At 72.7% G+C, this 16,124-nt stretch carries 13 protein-coding genes; 7 read left to right on the top strand and 6 right to left on the bottom strand.

Annotated features, from left to right (window positions below; genetic code table 11):
• Positions 1 to 212 precede the first annotated feature (212 nt).
• Positions 213 to 851, top strand: coding sequence for a hypothetical protein (locus OG247_RS11610; RefSeq protein ID WP_327252159.1), 639 nt, complete (start codon positions 213 to 215; stop codon positions 849 to 851).
• A 51-nt stretch (positions 852 to 902) separates the two neighbouring features.
• On the opposite strand, the gene OG247_RS11605 is transcribed toward OG247_RS11610, so the two are convergent.
• Together OG247_RS11605 and OG247_RS11600 are read right to left on the bottom strand one after the other, a co-directional pair.
• Complete coding sequence (locus OG247_RS11605) at positions 903 to 1,832, bottom strand: carbohydrate kinase family protein (protein ID WP_327252158.1); 930 nt, start codon at positions 1,830 to 1,832, stop codon at positions 903 to 905.
• On the bottom strand, positions 1,829 to 2,824 hold the full coding sequence (locus OG247_RS11600) for a pseudouridine-5'-phosphate glycosidase (protein WP_327252157.1): 996 nt from the start codon (positions 2,822 to 2,824) through the stop codon (positions 1,829 to 1,831). Before OG247_RS11600 ends, OG247_RS11605 begins: the two co-directional genes overlap by 4 nt.
• 835 nt (positions 2,825 to 3,659) lie before the next feature.
• Between OG247_RS11600 and OG247_RS11595 the strand changes: the two genes are divergently transcribed.
• Entirely contained in the window at positions 3,660 to 4,049 is a 390-nt protein-coding gene (locus OG247_RS11595; protein ID WP_327252156.1) for a cupin domain-containing protein, read from the top strand.
• Here OG247_RS11595 and OG247_RS11590 read toward each other — a convergent pair.
• The 3 genes from OG247_RS11590 to OG247_RS11580 all read right to left on the bottom strand — a co-directional run bounded on the left by OG247_RS11590 (position 4,043) and on the right by OG247_RS11580 (position 7,005).
• The gene (locus tag OG247_RS11590) at positions 4,043 to 5,368 is read right to left on the bottom strand and encodes an MFS transporter (RefSeq protein WP_327252155.1); all 1,326 of its coding nucleotides are present in this window, start codon (positions 5,366 to 5,368) and stop codon (positions 4,043 to 4,045) included. The genes OG247_RS11595 and OG247_RS11590 overlap by 7 nt on opposite strands.
• A gap of 142 nt (positions 5,369 to 5,510) precedes the next feature.
• Complete coding sequence (locus tag OG247_RS11585) at positions 5,511 to 6,080, bottom strand: methylated-DNA--[protein]-cysteine S-methyltransferase (protein ID WP_327252154.1); 570 nt, start codon at positions 6,078 to 6,080, stop codon at positions 5,511 to 5,513.
• A 40-nt stretch (positions 6,081 to 6,120) separates the two neighbouring features.
• On the bottom strand, positions 6,121 to 7,005 hold the full coding sequence (locus tag OG247_RS11580; protein ID WP_327252153.1) for a glycerophosphodiester phosphodiesterase: 885 nt from the start codon (positions 7,003 to 7,005) through the stop codon (positions 6,121 to 6,123).
• Between the two features lie 243 nt (positions 7,006 to 7,248).
• Here OG247_RS11580 and uvrB point away from each other — a divergent pair, with 243 nt between their 5' ends.
• The 5 genes from uvrB to OG247_RS11555 all read left to right on the top strand — a co-directional run bounded on the left by uvrB (position 7,249) and on the right by OG247_RS11555 (position 14,748).
• Positions 7,249 to 9,408, top strand: coding sequence for an excinuclease ABC subunit UvrB (gene uvrB / locus OG247_RS11575; RefSeq protein ID WP_327252152.1), 2,160 nt, complete (start codon positions 7,249 to 7,251; stop codon positions 9,406 to 9,408).
• Positions 9,409 to 9,495: 87 nt separating this feature from the next.
• Entirely contained in the window at positions 9,496 to 10,074 is a 579-nt protein-coding gene (locus OG247_RS11570; protein ID WP_267821693.1) for a TerD family protein, read from the top strand.
• Positions 10,075 to 10,209: 135 nt separating this feature from the next.
• Positions 10,210 to 12,153, top strand: coding sequence for a TerD family protein (locus OG247_RS11565; protein ID WP_327252151.1), 1,944 nt, complete (start codon positions 10,210 to 10,212; stop codon positions 12,151 to 12,153).
• Positions 12,154 to 12,420: 267 nt separating this feature from the next.
• Positions 12,421 to 13,425, top strand: a complete 1,005-nt coding sequence (locus OG247_RS11560) for a TerC family protein (RefSeq protein WP_327252150.1) — start codon at positions 12,421 to 12,423, stop codon at positions 13,423 to 13,425.
• Between the two features lie 93 nt (positions 13,426 to 13,518).
• Positions 13,519 to 14,748 carry a serine hydrolase domain-containing protein gene (locus tag OG247_RS11555; RefSeq protein WP_327252149.1) on the top strand — a complete coding sequence of 410 codons (1,230 nt, stop codon included), beginning with the start codon at positions 13,519 to 13,521 and terminating at the stop codon, positions 14,746 to 14,748.
• Between the two features lie 4 nt (positions 14,749 to 14,752).
• Here the strand turns inward: OG247_RS11555 and OG247_RS11550 are convergent, their stop codons facing one another.
• Positions 14,753 to 16,063: an MFS transporter gene (locus OG247_RS11550; RefSeq protein WP_327257430.1), complete on the bottom strand. Its 1,311-nt coding sequence runs from the start codon at positions 16,061 to 16,063 to the stop codon at positions 14,753 to 14,755.
• Positions 16,064 to 16,124: the final 61 nt, after the last annotated feature.

Genomic DNA, 16,124 nt, shown 5'->3' with positions numbered 1-16,124 from the left:
GTCCGCGTACGTCCGCGTCCGCGTGCATCTGCGTACGCCCGCGTACGTCTTCGCACTCCCGCCCCGTCACGGAGGTCCGGGAACCGCAACAGGGGGATTCCGGCACGGTGACGATCGGTTCCGGCCATCGCTCCGGCCGGAACCGCACGCTACGTTGACGCCACGCTTCGACGGTGGCCACCCCGGTGGCGCCTTGGCAGAGGGAGAAGGCAATGCGCGCACACGGCACGGTGGTTCGGGACGAGAGACGGCCCCGCACGCAGGCGGCGCTCGCAGCGCTGGCCCTGTGCGCGACCCTGGCCCTCACGGCGTGCAACGGGGACGGCGAGACCGGCGCGGCGGGCACCCCCGCGAGCCCCGCCACCAGCGCGGCGGCCACGGCCACCACCTCGCCGTCGGCTTCGCCGTCGTCCTCCTCGGCCCCGTCGAAGAAGCCGGCTCCCACCGCCACTTCGACCGGCACCCCGGCGGGCACGAAGAAGCCGCCGGCGCCCGGTTCCACCTGCGACCACAAGATGCCGATCTCGCCCGACGAGGTCGCCGTCTACCGCTACACCCCCGAGGGCGGGGTCCACAGCCTGATCGTGAAGCACGGCAACTGGGGCTGCGCCGCACCCGGCATGGACGCCGCCCCCTTCGACACGGTGGGCAAGGAGACCTACCTCAACATCGCCGAGGATGCCAAGATCACGGCCGTCACCCCCATCATCGCCAGCCCGGTGAGCAAGCCGATCACGCTCCAGCAGCTCATCGACTGGCTGATCGCCCACCCGAACCAGGGCCGCGTCTTCCGCTACCACCTGGACGGCGCGGGCGTGATCGACTGGATGGACCAGCAGTACACGTCGTAACGCCCACAGGCGCGGCCGTCCGGTCTTCCCCCTTCCCCTTCTCCCCTCTCCCTACGGCCGCCCGCCCAGCCGGGTCACCGCGAGCGCGGCCGCCCGGCAGCCGGCCCCGGCGGCCCACGCCGAGCCCGCTCCCGCCAGCCGGGCCGCGAGGAAGGCGCCCGTGAAGGCGTCCCCGGCGCCCGTGGAATCCACCGCCTCGGCGCTCTCCGCCGCGACCTCGGCCGTCACCCGGCCGTCCTCGGCGATGAGCGCTCCGGCCCCGCCCCGGGTGACCACCACCAACGGCACCCGCCGGCTCAGCTCCGCCGCGGCCCGCGCGACCGCGGCGGCCCCGGCCGGCCCGTGCGACCCCGCGAGCAGCAGCGCCTCGTCCGAGTTCGGCAGCAGTACGCCGGCCCCCGCCGCGGCGGCCAGGAAGCGCTCCGGACCCAGCGCGGCCAGGAACCCGGCCGAGGCCGGGTCCACGCTCACCGGTACGTTCCGGGTGCGGGCGGCCCGGAGCGCGACCAGGGCCAGCTCCCGGCTCGCGTCGGCGAAGAACAGGTAACCCGACAGGTGGAGATGGGCGACCCCGTCCAGCAGTCCGGGCTCCCAGTCGGCGGGGGAGAGGCGCAGCGAGGCCCCGCTGTCGGTCAGGAAGGTCCGCTCCGCGTCCTCGCCGACCAGCGCCACCACCGTCCCGGTCGGCTCGGCGGGATCGACCACCAGCCTGGGCCGCACCCCCGCGTCGAGCAGCGCCCGCTCGTGCCACCCGGCCGAGTCGGCGCCGACCCGCGCGAGGAGGCGCACCTCGGGGGCGCCCGCGTGGGCGGCCCAGCAGGCGGCGTTGGCCCCGGCACCGCCCGGCAGGGTCCGGATCCGGGCCGGGGTGTCGGTACCCGGAGCCAGTGGCTCCGCATGCACCGCCACGACGTCCGTCACCACGTCCCCGACGACCAGCAGCGCCCCCGGCCCGGCGGGAGCGGCCGGCGCCGCGGTCACGGCCGGGCCGCCCAGGCCCGCGCGATCCGGGCCCCGAGGCGCACGTTGCCCCGTACCGCCGCGAGGTTGGCCTCCAGGGAGGCGCCGCCCGTCGCGCGCACCAGGAACCCGAGCAGGAACGGTGTCACCGCCTGCCCCGTGATGCCCCGCTCCCGGCACTCCGACAGCGCCTCGGCCAGGACCCGGTCGTGCAGTTCCGGATCGAGCTGCCGCTCCCGGTCCACGGGATGGGCGACGAGGAGCGCAGACTCCGCGCCGCCGAGGAGGTCCTGAGCGGCCATCACGGCCGCCACCTCCTCGGGGCGGTGCACGGTCCAGTCGACAGGCTCGCCGGAATCGGCCAGGTAGAACCCGGGGAAACGATCCGTCCCGTAGCCGAGGACCGCCACCCCCAGCGTCTCCAGCCGCTGGAGCGTCGCGGGCACGTCCAGGATCGACTTCACCCCCGCGCACACCACGGTGATCCGGGTCCGCGCCAACAGCGCGAGGTCCGCCGACTCGTCCTGCGACCGCGTCCAGTCCCGGTGTACGCCGCCCAGCCCGCCGGTGGCGAAGACCCGCAGCCCCGCCCGCGCGGCGAGGAAGGCCGTGGCCGAGACCGTCGTCGCGCCCGTCGCCCCCGTCGCGAGGGCGGGGGCCAGATCCCGGTGGCCGAGCTTGCGCACGCCCTCGCCGCCCGCGATGCGCTCCAGCCGGGCCTTGTCCAGCCCGGCGTACGCGACCCCGTCGACCACCGCGATCGTCGCCGGAACGGCTCCCTCCGCCCGGACCAGCTCCTCCAGTTCCAGGCCCACCGCCAGATTGCGGGGGCGGGGCAGGCCGTGGGCGAGGATCGTGGACTCCAGCGCCACGACGGGCTGCCGGCGGTCCAGCGCCTCGCGCACCTCCTCCGACAGGACCGGGACCGGGACCGGGACCGGGACCGAGGCCGAGGCCGAGGCCGTCCCGACCGAGGACGATGCCGTGTGCTCAGATGCTGTGTGCTGTGACATGTCCCCATCCCTGGCACGCGATCCGGCCCCTCAAACGCCCGGACACCGCACCGGCGCGAACCCGCCCCGGTGGCGGGCCCTGGGGCTGGCCGCCCTCGGCCACCGGGTCACCGGCACTGACCGGAGCCCCGGCTCCGTCGCACGTGCCGCCCGTGCCGTCCATGAGGCGGGTGCGCGGGGGCTGGCCCTGCGGGGCTGGGTCCCCTACCCACCCTTCCACCGTTCCCCGGGCCGGCCCGGACCCGAAAGGCCCGGGGCTCCGCCCCGGACCCCGCGCCTCAGACGCCGGCGGGGCTGGATTCGGTCGACGCCGCCGGGAGGCGGTTCGCAGCGGGCGCGGAGCGATCCCCGGGCTGCGCCGGAGCTCCTGGGGCTCCCGCCCCGGACCCCGCGCCGCGGCATTTCCAGCCCGTCCGACGTGTGAGGACCGCGCCCGGGCCGGCCCGGGGGCACACCCAGCCCCGCCGGCGTTTGAGGCGCGGGTCCGGGCAGCGCCCGGGGAACGGTGGAAGGGCGGGTAGGGGACCCAGCCCCGCAGGGCCCAGCCACCCGCACCCGCCCACCGGGCCCCGCGCCGGGACGGCGGTGGCGAGCACCCCGCCCGGTCACCGCCGGACGGAGTCCGGCGCAGCGGCGCGAAGCCGAGGAGGCCCGCCAGGGCCGCACCGCGCGAGCGGCGCGTCGAAAAGGTGAGCGGCGCGTCGAAAAGGTGAGCGGCGCGTCGAAAAGGTGAGCGGCGCGTCGAAAAGGGCGACAGGGTGACGGGTGGGGCGGGCGCGCGCTGGACGCTCTGGTCACCCCGACGCGCCGGGCGCCCCGATTAGGCTCCCGGACCATGAGCACAAGTGATCACCGCGATGCCCCCGCCCCCGCCCCCGCTTCTTTCGCCGTCTCCGTCCCGGACTTCCCCGACTCCGAGCTGGAGGTGGACGAGCTCGACCCCGCTCAGATCGTCTCCGGGAACCCCGTCGTGACGGGCAAGGTGCTGTGGGAGGCGCCGGACGGTTCCCAGGTGCGCGGGATCTGGCAGATCACCCCGGGCGTCGTCACCGACACCGAGGCGAACGAGCTGTTCGTGGTGGTCAGCGGCCGCGCCACCGTCGAGGTGGAGGGCGGCGAGACCCTGGAGGTCGGTCCCGGCTCCGCGTGTGTCCTGCGCGAGGGCGACAAGACCACCTGGACCGTCCACGAGACCCTCCGCAAGGCCTACCACATCAGCTACTGACCGGTACTGGTCTCGGCCCCGGTCCCGGTCCCGGTGTCCGGGGCCTTCACCGGACGGCGGCGCGAGGTGAACAGCGCGAGCGCCGCCATGGGCAGCAGCAGGGCGGCGGCCGCCGCGTTGAGCCAGCCGTAGCCCGCCTGGGACATGACCAGTCCGGCGGCGGCGCCGCCGACCCCGGCGGCCGTGTTCATGGTGAGGTCGCCCAGCCCCTGCACGGCGGCCCGCGCGGGCTGCGGCACCGAGTCGGTCAGCAGCGCCGAGCCGGACACCATGCCGGCGGACCAGCCCAGGCCGAGCAGGAAGAGGCCGACGCCGCTCTGGGTGTGGTTCCCGTCGGCCGTGCCGGCGAGCAGCGCGGCGATGGACAGCAGTCCGGCCGCGAGCCCGATCACGGACAGCCGGCCGATCCGGTCCGCGAGCCAGCCCATCACCGGCGAGAAGCCGAACATGCCCGCGATGTGCCCGCTGATGACCAGCCCGATGAGCTGGAGCCCGGCTCCGTGGTGCCCGAGGTCGACCGGGGTCATCACCATGATCGAGACCATGGTGGTGTGTGACACCGCGATGGTGAGCAGCGCCAGCCGGGCCCGGGGTGAGGCCTTGACCGCCGCGAACCCGGCGCGCAGCGAACGCCCGGCGCGGGTCTGGTCCTCGGCCGGGGCGAGCGCGCGGGCCGTCAGCAGCGGGTCCGGGCGCAGGAGTACGCCGATCAGCGTGGCGGTGAGCAGGAAGACGGCGCCGGCCCAGATGAAGGGCCCCGCCGTCGGGGGTATGGAGGTGCCGGCGAAGCTGCGGCTGGCCGGGGCGGAGAGGTTGGGGCCGAGCACGGCGCCGATGGTGGAGGCCCAGACGACGACGGAGATCGCCCGTGCCCGGTGGTCGGGCTCGGCGAGGTCGGCGGCGGCGAAGCGGGCCTGGAGGTTGGCGGAGGAGGCGGCTCCGAAGGCGGCCATGCCGAGCATCAGCAGGGGGAAGCTCTTGATCGAGGCGGCGAGCACGACGAGCGCGGCCCCGGCCGCGCCGATCACGTAGGCCAGGACCAGGCCGGGCCGGCGGCCGCGCGCGGTCATCAGCGCGGCGAGCGGCAGGGAGACGGCCGCGGTGCCGATCACGGAGGCGGTCGAGGCGAAACCGGAGAGCGACTCGGTGCCGCTGACCTCGGTGGCCAGGACCGGGGCCAGGGCGATGCTGATGGGCACGCCGATCCCGCCCAGCACCTGTCCGGCGATCAGTACCCCGGAGGTGCGGCGCCGCAGCCTGGGCAGGTCGGCGATGGTGACCGGGACGGAGGGCCGGGCGGTGCCGGGTGCGGTGCTCACGCGGTCCACCTCCGACACGGATGCGAGGGGGCTGCCGGCGCGGCGCAAGGTGTGGTCACCGCCGCAGTTTCGCACCCCTCGCCAAGCGGGGGGAACAGGGTTTCCGGGAGTGCGGGGAGCATCGGGAGCACGGCCCGCCGCCTCAGAACAGCGGCTGGGGGAGTACCCCTTCCAGGGCCAGGAGGCGGCGCTTGGTCTCCACGCCGCCGCCGAAGCCGCCGATGCCCCCGTCGTTCTCCACGACCCGGTGGCAGGCCACCACCAGCGGCAGCGGGTTCGAGCCCATGGCGTTCCCGACGGCCTGGGCCGCGCCGGGGGCCCCGGCGCGGGCGGCCAGTTCGCCGTACCCCACGACCGCCCCGTAGGGAACGGTGCGGTCCAGCTCCAGCAGGACCTGTCGGTTGAAGCCGGAGCTGAGCCGCCAGTCCAGCGGCAGCTCGAAGCGGCGCAGGGTCCCGGCGAAGTAGGCGTTCAGCTGGCGTATCGGCTCGGCCAGCAGGACTTCCTCGCCCGGCGGCGGGCGCCGGGCGTCGGCGCCGAGACGGGAGATCAGCACGGCGATCATCTTCTCGGCCCGGTCAGGTCCGGCATGGAACTCGACCTTGACCAGGCCCTCGGGGGTGGCGGCGAGGAGCAGCGGCCCGATGCCGGTGCCGCCGCTGTCGACGACGGTCCATTCGAGGTGCGGCCCGCGGGGCTCAGGAGTATCCACCTCTTCACGGTACGGCCCCCCACTGACAGTGCCCCGCCCGTCAGTAGCCGCCGACCGCTTCCCGTACGACGTCGGGGTTGTCGGTGATGATCCCGTCCACGCCCATGTCCTGGACCTTCCGGGCGGTCGCGGCGTCGTCCACGATCCAGGTGTCCACTTCCAGCGCCTTGCCGTGGGCGCCGACCAGTCCGTGCACCGCGGCGACCCAGTCGCTGTTGATGGTGGTGTGCCAGGGGTTGATCCGGTCGGTGAACTCGGCGTACCGCGGCAGGTCGGCGAGGGCCGGGGTGCCGAGGAAGGCCGTGATCAGGTCGGGGCGCAGCTCGTGCACGGTGCGGACCGAGGCGGCGCTGAAGCTCTGGACCACCAGCCGGCGGGCCACGCGGTTCTCCTCGAGCCAGCCGGTCTCGCCCAGCAGGTCCAGGGTCTGCCGCTCGATCCCCGGGTAGAGCTCCGGCTTCTTGATCTCCAGCAGGAGCCGCTGCTGGTTGCGCTGGACCCGGTTCATGTAGGCCCGCAGGGTCGGTACGCGGGCGCCCGCGAACTCCTGCCCGAACCAGCTCCCCGCGTCCAGCCGGGCGATCTCCGCCGCGGTGAAGTCCCTCACCCGCCAGGGCTTGCGGTCGGGGAACACCTGCTCGACGTCGGTCGTCCGGGCCAGGGTCTCGTCGTGGATGACCACGAGCTCCCCGTCCTTGGTGCGCTGGACGTCGTTCTCCACCCAGTCGAAGCCCATCTCCATGGCGAGGTCGATCGCCTCCAGGGTGTTCTCCGGGGCGTACGCCGAAGCCCCCCGGTGGGCGTACACGATCGGGTTGGACAGCCAGTCCGGACCGGGCGCGGCCGAGGCGGAGCCCGCACCGCAGATGGTCAGGGTGAGTCCCAGAAAGGCGGCGGTGGCCGCGGCGGCGGATCGGACGTACATGCGCGTTCTCCTCGGGTCGGGGGCCCTGCTCCTGCCGTCAAACGGGCGCGGAGCGGCATTCGTTGCGGCGACGCACGGGCGGCGGTGCGTTTCCGACGCACTTTCAGGGAGAGCCGCGTACGGCGATCATGGGGTTGACGATCACCGAGCCGCCACCGAACTACGACAAACGGACCAGGCCCGCACGGCTCCGCACGGGGCGGGCGGGCACCGAGTGTCAGTGGGGGGTCGTACGGTTGACCCATGCGGCCCGTATCGAAGATCGAACGCACGGTGGCGCCTTTCGAGGTCGTCAGCTCCTACACGCCCAGCGGCGACCAGCCGGCGGCCATCGCCGAGCTGGAGAAGCGCATCCGTGCAGGTGAGAAGGACGTCGTACTGCTCGGCGCGACCGGAACCGGCAAGTCGGCGACGACCGCCTGGATGATCGAGAAGCTCCAGCGGCCCACCCTGGTGATGGCGCCGAACAAGACGCTCGCCGCCCAGCTGGCGAACGAGTTCCGCGAGCTCCTGCCGAACAACGCGGTCGAGTACTTCGTCTCGTACTACGACTACTACCAGCCCGAGGCGTACGTACCGCAGTCGGACACCTACATCGAGAAGGACTCCTCGATCAACGAGGAGGTGGAGCGGCTGCGCCACTCCGCGACCAATTCCCTCCTCACCCGGCGCGACGTCATCGTCGTCGCCTCCGTGTCCTGCATCTACGGCCTCGGCACCCCGCAGGAGTACGTGGACCGGATGGTCCCGCTCAAGGTCGGCGAGGAGACGGACCGGGACCAGCTCCTGCGCCGCTTCGTCGACATCCAGTACACGCGCAACGACGTGGCCTTCACCCGCGGCACCTTCCGGGTGCGCGGCGACACCATCGAGATCTTCCCGGTCTACGAGGAACTGGCCGTCCGCATCGAGATGTTCGGCGACGAGATCGAGGCCCTGTCCACCCTGCACCCGCTGACCGGCGAGGTGATCAGCGAGGACCGCGAGCTCTACGTCTTCCCCGCCAGCCACTACGTCGCCGGCCCCGAGCGCATGGAGAAGGCGGTCCGCGGCATCGAGGCCGAGCTCGCCGAGCGCCTCGCCGAGCTGGAGAAGCAGGGCAAGATGCTGGAGGCGCAGCGCCTGCGCATGCGCACCACCTACGACCTGGAGATGATGCGCCAGATCGGTTCCTGCTCCGGCATCGAGAACTACTCGCTGCACATGGACGACCGCGAGCGCGGCTCCGCGCCGAACACCCTCATCGACTACTTCCCCGAGGACTTCCTCCTCGTCATCGACGAGTCGCACGTGACCGTGCCCCAGATCGGCGCGATGTACGAGGGTGACGCCTCCCGCAAGCGGACCCTCGTCGACCACGGTTTCCGCCTCCCCTCGGCCCTCGACAACCGGCCGCTGAAGTGGGAGGAGTTCCAGGAGCGGATCGGCCAGACCGTCTACCTGTCGGCCACTCCGGGGAAGTACGAGCTCTCGCGCGGCGACGGCTTCGTCGAGCAGATCATCCGCCCGACCGGACTCATCGACCCGGAGGTCGTGGTCAAGCCCACCGAGGGCCAGATCGACGACCTGGTGCACGAGATCCGCCGGCGGGTGGAGAAGGACGAGCGGGTCCTGGTCACCACCCTCACCAAGAAGATGGCCGAGGACCTCACCGACTACTTCCTGGAGCTCGGCATCCAGGTCCGCTACCTGCACAGCGACGTGGACACCCTGCGCCGCATCGAGCTGCTGCGCGAGCTGCGGGCCGGCGAGTACGACGTCCTGGTCGGCATCAACCTGCTCCGCGAAGGCCTCGACCTGCCCGAGGTGTCGCTGGTGGCCATCCTCGACGCCGACAAGCAGGGCTTCCTGCGGTCGGGGACCTCGCTGATCCAGACCATCGGCCGCGCGGCGCGCAACGTCTCCGGCCAGGTCCACATGTACGCGGACAGCATCACCCCGGCGATGGCCCAGGCGATCGACGAGACGAACCGGCGCCGCGAGAAGCAGGTCGCCTACAACACGGCCCACGGGATCGACCCGCAGCCGCTGCGCAAGAAGATCAACGACATCGTGGCCACGATCGCCCGCGAGGAGCTCGACACCGAGGAGCTCCTCGGTACCGGCTACCGGCAGACGAAGGACGGCAAGGCCCTCAAGGCGCCCGTCCCGGCGCTGGGCGGCAAGGCCTCGCAGGCCGCGTCGGGCGGCAAGGCCGGCGCCAAGGGGGTCAAGGGGGCGAAGGGTCCCGTGGTCGCGACCGACCGTCCCGCCGCCGAACTGGCCGCACTCATCGAGCAGATGACCGAACGGATGCGGGGCGCGGCCGCGGAGCTGCAGTTCGAGGTCGCCGCCCGGATCCGGGACGAGGTCGGCGAGCTGAAGAAGGAGCTGCGACAGATGAAGGAAGCGGGCCTCGCCTGACCCGGAGGCGGTCAGTAGGGTTGGCACCAGCCGCAGGTACACGCTGCGCACCCCCATCGGGGGAGGGCTATGGAGAGGGGACAGCGCGTGACGGTCAACATGACCAAGGGTCAGGCCATCAATCTGCAGAAGGCGGACGGAGGCACGCTGACCGCGGTCCGGATGGGCCTCGGATGGCAGGCGGCCAAGCGCCGGGGGCTGTTCGGCTCGCGGACCCGGGAGATCGACCTCGACGCCTCGGCGGTGCTCTTCGCCGACAAGCAGCCCGTGGACGTCGTCTTCTTCCGGCACCTGCAGAGCGACGACGGCTCGGTCAAGCACACCGGTGACAACCTCGTCGGCGGCGTCGGCCAGGGCGGGGACGACGAGTCGATCCTCGTCGACCTGCAGCGCGTGCCGGTGCACATCGACCAGATCGTCTTCACGGTGAACTCCTTCACCGGCCAGACGTTCCAGGAGGTGGAGAACGCCTTCTGCCGCATCGTCGACGAGACCAACGGCCAGGAGCTGGCCCGCTACACGCTGGACGGTGGCGGCCAGTACACCGCTCAGATCATGGCGAAGGTGTCGCGCGTCGGCGCCGGCTGGCAGATGACGGCCCTCGGGAACCCGGCCAACGGCCGTACCTTCCAGGACCTGATGCCGGCGATCCTGCCGCACCTGTAAGGACGGTAGAAGAGCCCGGCCGGTAGAAGAAGACCGGCCGGTAGAAGAGCCCGGCCGGTGGAACAGCACGGCACAGCAGGACCGGGCACGATCGAGGGCCCGGCGGAAGAACGGGTACGGGGGAGGGGCTGCACGATGACGGCCGAACTGGTCCGGGGGCAGAACCACCCCTTGTCCCGGAGCCGGGTGGAGGTCAGGGTCTCGGCGGGCACACCCGTGCTCGCCCTGGCCCAGCTCGGTGACGACACGGGCCGGCTCGCCGGCCCCGGTGCGGTCGCCCACCCGGGCGCCCGCACCCTCCCCGGGCTGGAAGTGCCCGGGGAGGCCTCCGGGCAGCACCGCATAGTGGTCGACCTCGACGCGGTCGCACCGGCCGTCCACCGGGTCGGCTTCGTCCTGGCCCTGCCGCCCGGCGGGCCGGTGCAGTTCGGGGCGGTCCCCGCCTCCTACGTGTCCGTGGCCGACCCGGAGGGCGTGGAGCTCGCCGGGTACACGCTGACCGGACTGGAGTCGGAGACCGCGGTCGTGGCCCTGGAGCTGTACCGGCGCCAGGGCGCCTGGAAGGTGCGCGCTGTCGGCCAGGGGTACGCCGCCGGCCTCGGTGCGCTCCTGACCGACGCCGGGCTGCCCGCGCCGGCCGCGGCCGAACTGGCCGCCGCCGCCCTGGGCACGGCTCCGGCCGGGGACATCACCCTGGCCGTCATGCCCGGCGGGCCGGCCCCGACCGTTCCGCGCGGGCTCCGGGCCCCGGCCACGGCCCAGACGCCGGCCCCGGCGCCACAGGACGTTCCGGCCGCCCCCGCACCCCCGCCGATGCCCCCGCAGCCGGGCCCGGACACCGCGGGCGGCCCGCCCACCATCAGCTACGCCCACCCGCGCCGCCGCACCAGCACCGAGTCGCCCGAGCCCGGGCCGCGCCGCGCCGCGCCGCCGCGGCCGGGCGAGGCGCCCCGCCCCGTCGCCGGGGACGCGAGCGGCTGGTCCATGGAGGAGCGGCTCTACAACCAGGTCTGGGGCATGTTCGAGGACCTGGCCCGCGCCGTCGCCGCCTACCGCGGCGCCGTCGAGTTCGCCGACTCCCGGATGGACCGCGAACTCGACGAGGCGCTGTCCGACCCCCGTCACCGGCTCGGCGGCTCCGCGAACGCCGCCCGGGACACCGCCCGGGCCCGCCGCGAGGAACTGGTCGCGCGGGCGCAGGAAGTCCTCGACCGGGACCTGGTCCAGCTCACCGCCGAGTCCGAGGTGGTCGAGCCCGCGCTGCCCGCGGCGTACGCGCGCTGGGACAACCCGGTCTGGCAGGCGCACTCCGTACCCGCCGAAGCCCCCCTCGCCCTGCGCCTGGGCGACCTCCACCTGCCCGAGCGGCCCGACCTGCGCATCCCCATGCTGGCCCGGGTCCCGCTGGAACGCGGCCTGTGGATCGACAACGGCCGCACCGGCTCCGAGGCTGCCATGGCGATGGACACCGACCGGCTGCGCCGGGCCGCCATGGACATGGCCGTCGCGCACGCGGCGCGGATGCTGGCCGCGCACCCCGCCGACCGGTTCGCCGTCCACGTCATCGACGCGGCCGGCGCCGGAGCCGCCTCGCTGGCCCCGCTGGTGCGCGCCGGAGTCCTTGCCGGGCCGCCCGCCGCCGGGGCCGCGGGGGTCACCGAGACCCTGGAGCGGCTGACCCGCCGGGTGGACCTCGTACAGATGGCGGTGCGGGCCGGGGCTCCGGAGGACCTGCCGCCCGATGTGGACACCTCCGACCAACTGCTGATCGTGCACGACTTCCCGCACGGCTTCGACGACCGCGCCGTCACCCGTTTGCGCTATCTCGCCGACGAGGGCCCGGCGGTCGGCGTGCACCTCCTGATGGTCGCGGACCGTGACGAGGCCTCGGCCTACGGGCCGCTGCTGGACCCGCTGTGGCGCTCGCTGATGCGGCTGTCGCCCGTACCGGACAACCACCTCGCCGACCCCTGGGTCCACCACGCCTGGACCTTCGAGCCGGATCTGCCCCCGCAGGGCAGCCGCGTCCTCGACCAGGCACTGCAGCGGGTCGCGGCCGCCCGGGGCGGCGCGCGGTAGCGGCGGCCGGGCGGTCCGCCGCCCGGCCCTGATGACCGGCCGCTGACCAGTTCTTGGGGTCCCCTTTACCTTCGGTGTCCACGGCGGGTACCCTGGTGAGTGCGGAGGGGAGTATTCCTGCTTTCCTGCTACGGCGTGCCCGTCAATACGGACTGCAATCGGTCCCGGGGCGCCGGCCCGTGGCCTCCTGGCCGTCCGGGTGGAAGAGACCTCCGGCAGCGATGACGCTGACAAAGTTCTGAGCCATCTGCCGGAGGCGTGTAAATAGTGGACGTTTCGTTGCTCCTATGGGTGCTGACCATTCTCGGTCTGAGCATCCTCATCGGCGCCGATTTCTTCATCGGCCGCAAGCCGCACGACGTTTCCATGAAGGAAGCGGGCATCTGGACGGTCGTCTGGATCGTCCTCGCGGTGCTCTTCGGCCTCGGCCTGCTGGTGTTCGGGCACGGCCAGGCCTCGCAGGAGTTCTTCGCCGGTTTCATCACCGAGAAGTCCCTGAGCGTGGACAACCTCTTCGTCTTCGTCCTGATCATGGCGAAGTTCGCGGTCCCCTCGCAGCTCCAGCAGCGCGTGCTGCTGATCGGCGTGCTGATCGCCCTGGTCCTGCGCGCCATCTTCATCGCCGCGGGCGCCGCGATCATCACCAACTTCTCGTGGGTCTTCTACATCTTCGGCGCGTTCCTCATCTACACCGCGTGGAAGCTGATCCAGGAAGCCCGCAAGGACGAGGAGGAAGAGGAGTTCGAGGAGAACCGCCTCCTCAAGTCCATCGAGAAGAAGTTCGGCGTCGCCGACCGCTACCACGGCACCAAGCTCTTCATCCAGAGCAACGGCAAGCGCGTCCTGACCCCGCTGATGGTCGTCATGCTCGCCATCGGCACCACCGACGTGCTGTTCGCCCTGGACTCGATCCCGGCGATCTTCGGCCTCACCCAGGACCCGTACATCGTCTTCACGGCCAACGCCTTCGCGCTGATGGGTCTGCGCCAGCTGTACTTCCTCATCGGCGGCCTGCTCAAGAAACTGGTCCACCTCAGCTACGGCCTCTCCGTCATCCTCGGCTTCATCGGCATCAAGCTCGTGCTGCACGCCCTGCACGAGTCGGGCCTGCACGTCCCGCAGATCTCCATCCCGGTCTCCCTGGGCGTCATCTGCGGTGTCCTGGTGATCACCACGATCACCAGCCTGATCGCCTCGAAGAAGCAGTCCGAGGCCGAAGCCGAGGCCGAGGCCGCCGAGGCCGCCGCCGGCCCGGAGCACATCGACGCCTGATCCGGTGCCACCCCGGTCGCCGCGCGACCGGGGTGGTGCGGACCTAGGCTGGTGGGACGTTGCCCTCGTCGTCGTACGACAGGAGGCCGACCCATGAGGCCGACCCGCATCAGGATGCGCAGGGCCTGTGTGGCGGTTGCCGCCGCCGGCCTGCTCATCACCCCGGCCGTCGCGGGCTCCGCGTACGGGGCGACCGTCCCGGCGCCTTCCGTGTCCGCAGCTCCCTCACCGGACGGCGACACGGAGTTCCCGCAGCTCACGCCGGCCGTCGCCGCCCGACTGGACGCGGCCGTGCGCGAGGTGATGGACCTGGCGAAGGTGCCGGGCGTGACCGTGGGCCTGTGGGCACCCGGCAAGGGCAGCTACGTGAAGTCCTTCGGCGTGGCCGACAAAGCGACCGGCGCGCCCATGAAGCCCGATCTCGGGGTACGGATCGGCAGCGAGACCAAGACGTTCACGGTCACCGCCCTCCTCCAGCTCGTCGACCAGGGCAAGCTCTCGCTGGACGACCCGATCGGCAAGTACATCAGCGGCGTCCCGAACGGGGACCGCATCACCCTGCGCGAGCTGGCGGGCATGCGCAGCGGGCTCTTCAACTACAGCGAGGACCCCGGCTTCGACAAGGAGCTCAACGGCACCTCCACCTTCACGCCGCAGCAGCTGCTCGACATCTCCTTCAAACACCCGGTGAACTTCGAGCCGGGCGCGAAGTTCGAGTACTCCAACACCAACCTGATCCTGCTCGGCCTGCTCGTGGAGAAGATCACCGGCCGGCCGATCCAGGAGGTCATCGGGCAGGACGTGGTGAAGCCCGCCGGGCTGAGCAGCCGCACGCTCTTCCCCGTCGGCAAGGAGTTCCCCGAGCCGCACGCACACGGTTACACCAACGACCTGCCCGGCGGGAAGATCGTGGACGCGACCGACTTCGACCCGTCCTGGGCCTGGGCCGCCGGAGCGATGGTCTCCGACCTGGAGGACCTGCGCAGCTGGGCGAAGACCCTCGCCACCGGCACCCTGCTGACCCCCGCGACCCAGGCCGAGCGGCTGAAGACCCAGCCCATCGGCATCATCCCCGGCGCGGGTTACGGGCTCGGCATCTTCAACGTCCAGGGCTGGATCGGCCACAACGGCTCGCTCCCCGGGTACGAGACGCTGACCGTCTACCTGCCGGAGGAGCAGGCCACCATGGTCATCGTGCTGACCACCGACGACCTGTACAAGGGCCAGGAGCCCAGCACCCTCTTCGGCGAGGCCGTCACCGGCATCGTGACCCCCGGCCACCTGTACCCGGGACACAAGCCGACCGAGGACAAGAGCGGCTGAGCGGCTACACGGGGGCGGCCGCTTGGGCCGCCCCCTTCTCCGACTCGGCGCCCGTCCGCTGCCGGACGACCACCGGGTTGGTCTCCGGCAGCAGCGCGAAGCAGGCCAGCGAGACCAGGGCGATCGCCGTCAGGTACACGGCCACGGCCCACGGCGGGCCGGAGCCGTCCGCCAGTGCCGTCGCCACGATCGGGGTGAGCGCACCGCCCAGCACCCCGCCGAGGTTGTAGCCCACGGCCGCGCCCGTGCAGCGGATCCGCGGGGCGTACAGCTCGGGCAGGTACGCGCCCACCACCGCGAACATCGTCACCATGCCGAGCAGGGCTCCGAACAGGCCCACGGTCATCAGCAGCGGCTCCGCCGTGCGCAGCAGCGCCACGAACGGGAACATCCACAGCGCGGAGGCCGTGCAGCCCGCCAGGCACAGCGGGCGCCGGCCGTAGCGGTCGCCGAGCACCGCGATCACCGGGGTGGCCGCTCCCTTGAGGGCGACGGCCACCATGATGCAGGCCAGCATCACGGAGCGGTGCACGCCGAGGTGCTCGGTGGCGTACGCGAGGGACCAGGTGGTGACCGCGTAGAAGACGGCGTAGCCCACGGCCAGTGCCCCGCCGGTCAGCAGGAGCAGGCGCCAGTGGCCCCGTAGGACCTCGGCCAGGGGGGCTTCGGCCCGGTGGCCGGTCTCGGCCAGCGCGCGGAACTGCGGGGTCTCCTCCACCGAGCGGCGCAGCCACAGCCCGGTCAGGGCCAGCAGTCCCGCCACCCAGAACGGCACCCGCCAGCCCCAGGCGGCGAACTGCCCGTCGGACAGCGTGCTCGACAGGGTCAGCATCAGGCCGTTGGCCAGCAGGAACCCCACCGCCGGACCCATCTGCGGGAAGCTCGACCAGAGCCCGCGCCGCCCCTCGGGGGCATGCTCCGAGGTCAGCAGCACCGCGCCGCCCCACTCCCCGCCGAGGCCGAGGCCCTGGAGGAAGCGCAGCAGGACCAGCAGGATCGGCGCGGCCATCCCGATGGAGGCGTACGAGGGCACGCAGCCCACCGCCACCGTGGCCAGGCCGGTGAGCAGCAGGGAGGCGAGGAGCACCGGGCGGCGGCCGTACCGGTCGCCGATGTGGCCGAAGACGGCGGCGCCGAGGGGCCGGGCGAGGAAGCCGACGCCGAAGGTGCCGAAGGCGGCGAGGGTCCCGGCGAGCGGGGAGAAGGAGGGGAAGAAGAGCGGGCCGAGCACCAGGGCGGCGGCGGTGCCGTAGACGAAGAAGTCGTAGAACTCGATGGCGGTGCCGACGAGGGAGGCCGCGGCGAGCCGGAGCATCGAGGGGGAGGGGGAGGGTGAGGACGGCTCGGCGGTGGCCGGGACGGCCTTGGCCTGGGGG

Source organism: Streptomyces sp. NBC_01244, from assembly GCF_035987325.1.
In the GTDB taxonomy this organism is placed as follows: Bacteria; Actinomycetota; Actinomycetes; order Streptomycetales; family Streptomycetaceae; genus Streptomyces.
Note: the sequence above shows the minus strand (reverse complement) of the source record. Positions and strands in the feature narration are given on the sequence as shown.

What these genes read in the sequence shown, in the direction of transcription:
- OG247_RS11580 (WP_327252153.1), bottom strand. Translation starts at nt 7,005, where the DNA reads ATGTACGTCCGATCCGCCGCCGCGGCCACCGCCGCCTTTCTGGGACTC.
- OG247_RS11600 (WP_327252157.1), bottom strand. Translation starts at nt 2,824, where the DNA reads ATGTCACAGCACACAGCATCTGAGCACACGGCATCGTCCTCGGTCGGG.
- OG247_RS11555 (WP_327252149.1), top strand. Translation starts at nt 13,519, where the DNA reads ATGAGGCCGACCCGCATCAGGATGCGCAGGGCCTGTGTGGCGGTTGCC.
- uvrB (WP_327252152.1), top strand. Translation starts at nt 7,249, where the DNA reads ATGCGGCCCGTATCGAAGATCGAACGCACGGTGGCGCCTTTCGAGGTC.
- OG247_RS11610 (WP_327252159.1), top strand. Translation starts at nt 213, where the DNA reads ATGCGCGCACACGGCACGGTGGTTCGGGACGAGAGACGGCCCCGCACG.
- OG247_RS11550 (WP_327257430.1), bottom strand. Translation starts at nt 16,063, where the DNA reads ATGCTCCGGCTCGCCGCGGCCTCCCTCGTCGGCACCGCCATCGAGTTC.
- OG247_RS11565 (WP_327252151.1), top strand. Translation starts at nt 10,210, where the DNA reads ATGACGGCCGAACTGGTCCGGGGGCAGAACCACCCCTTGTCCCGGAGC.
- OG247_RS11595 (WP_327252156.1), top strand. Translation starts at nt 3,660, where the DNA reads ATGAGCACAAGTGATCACCGCGATGCCCCCGCCCCCGCCCCCGCTTCT.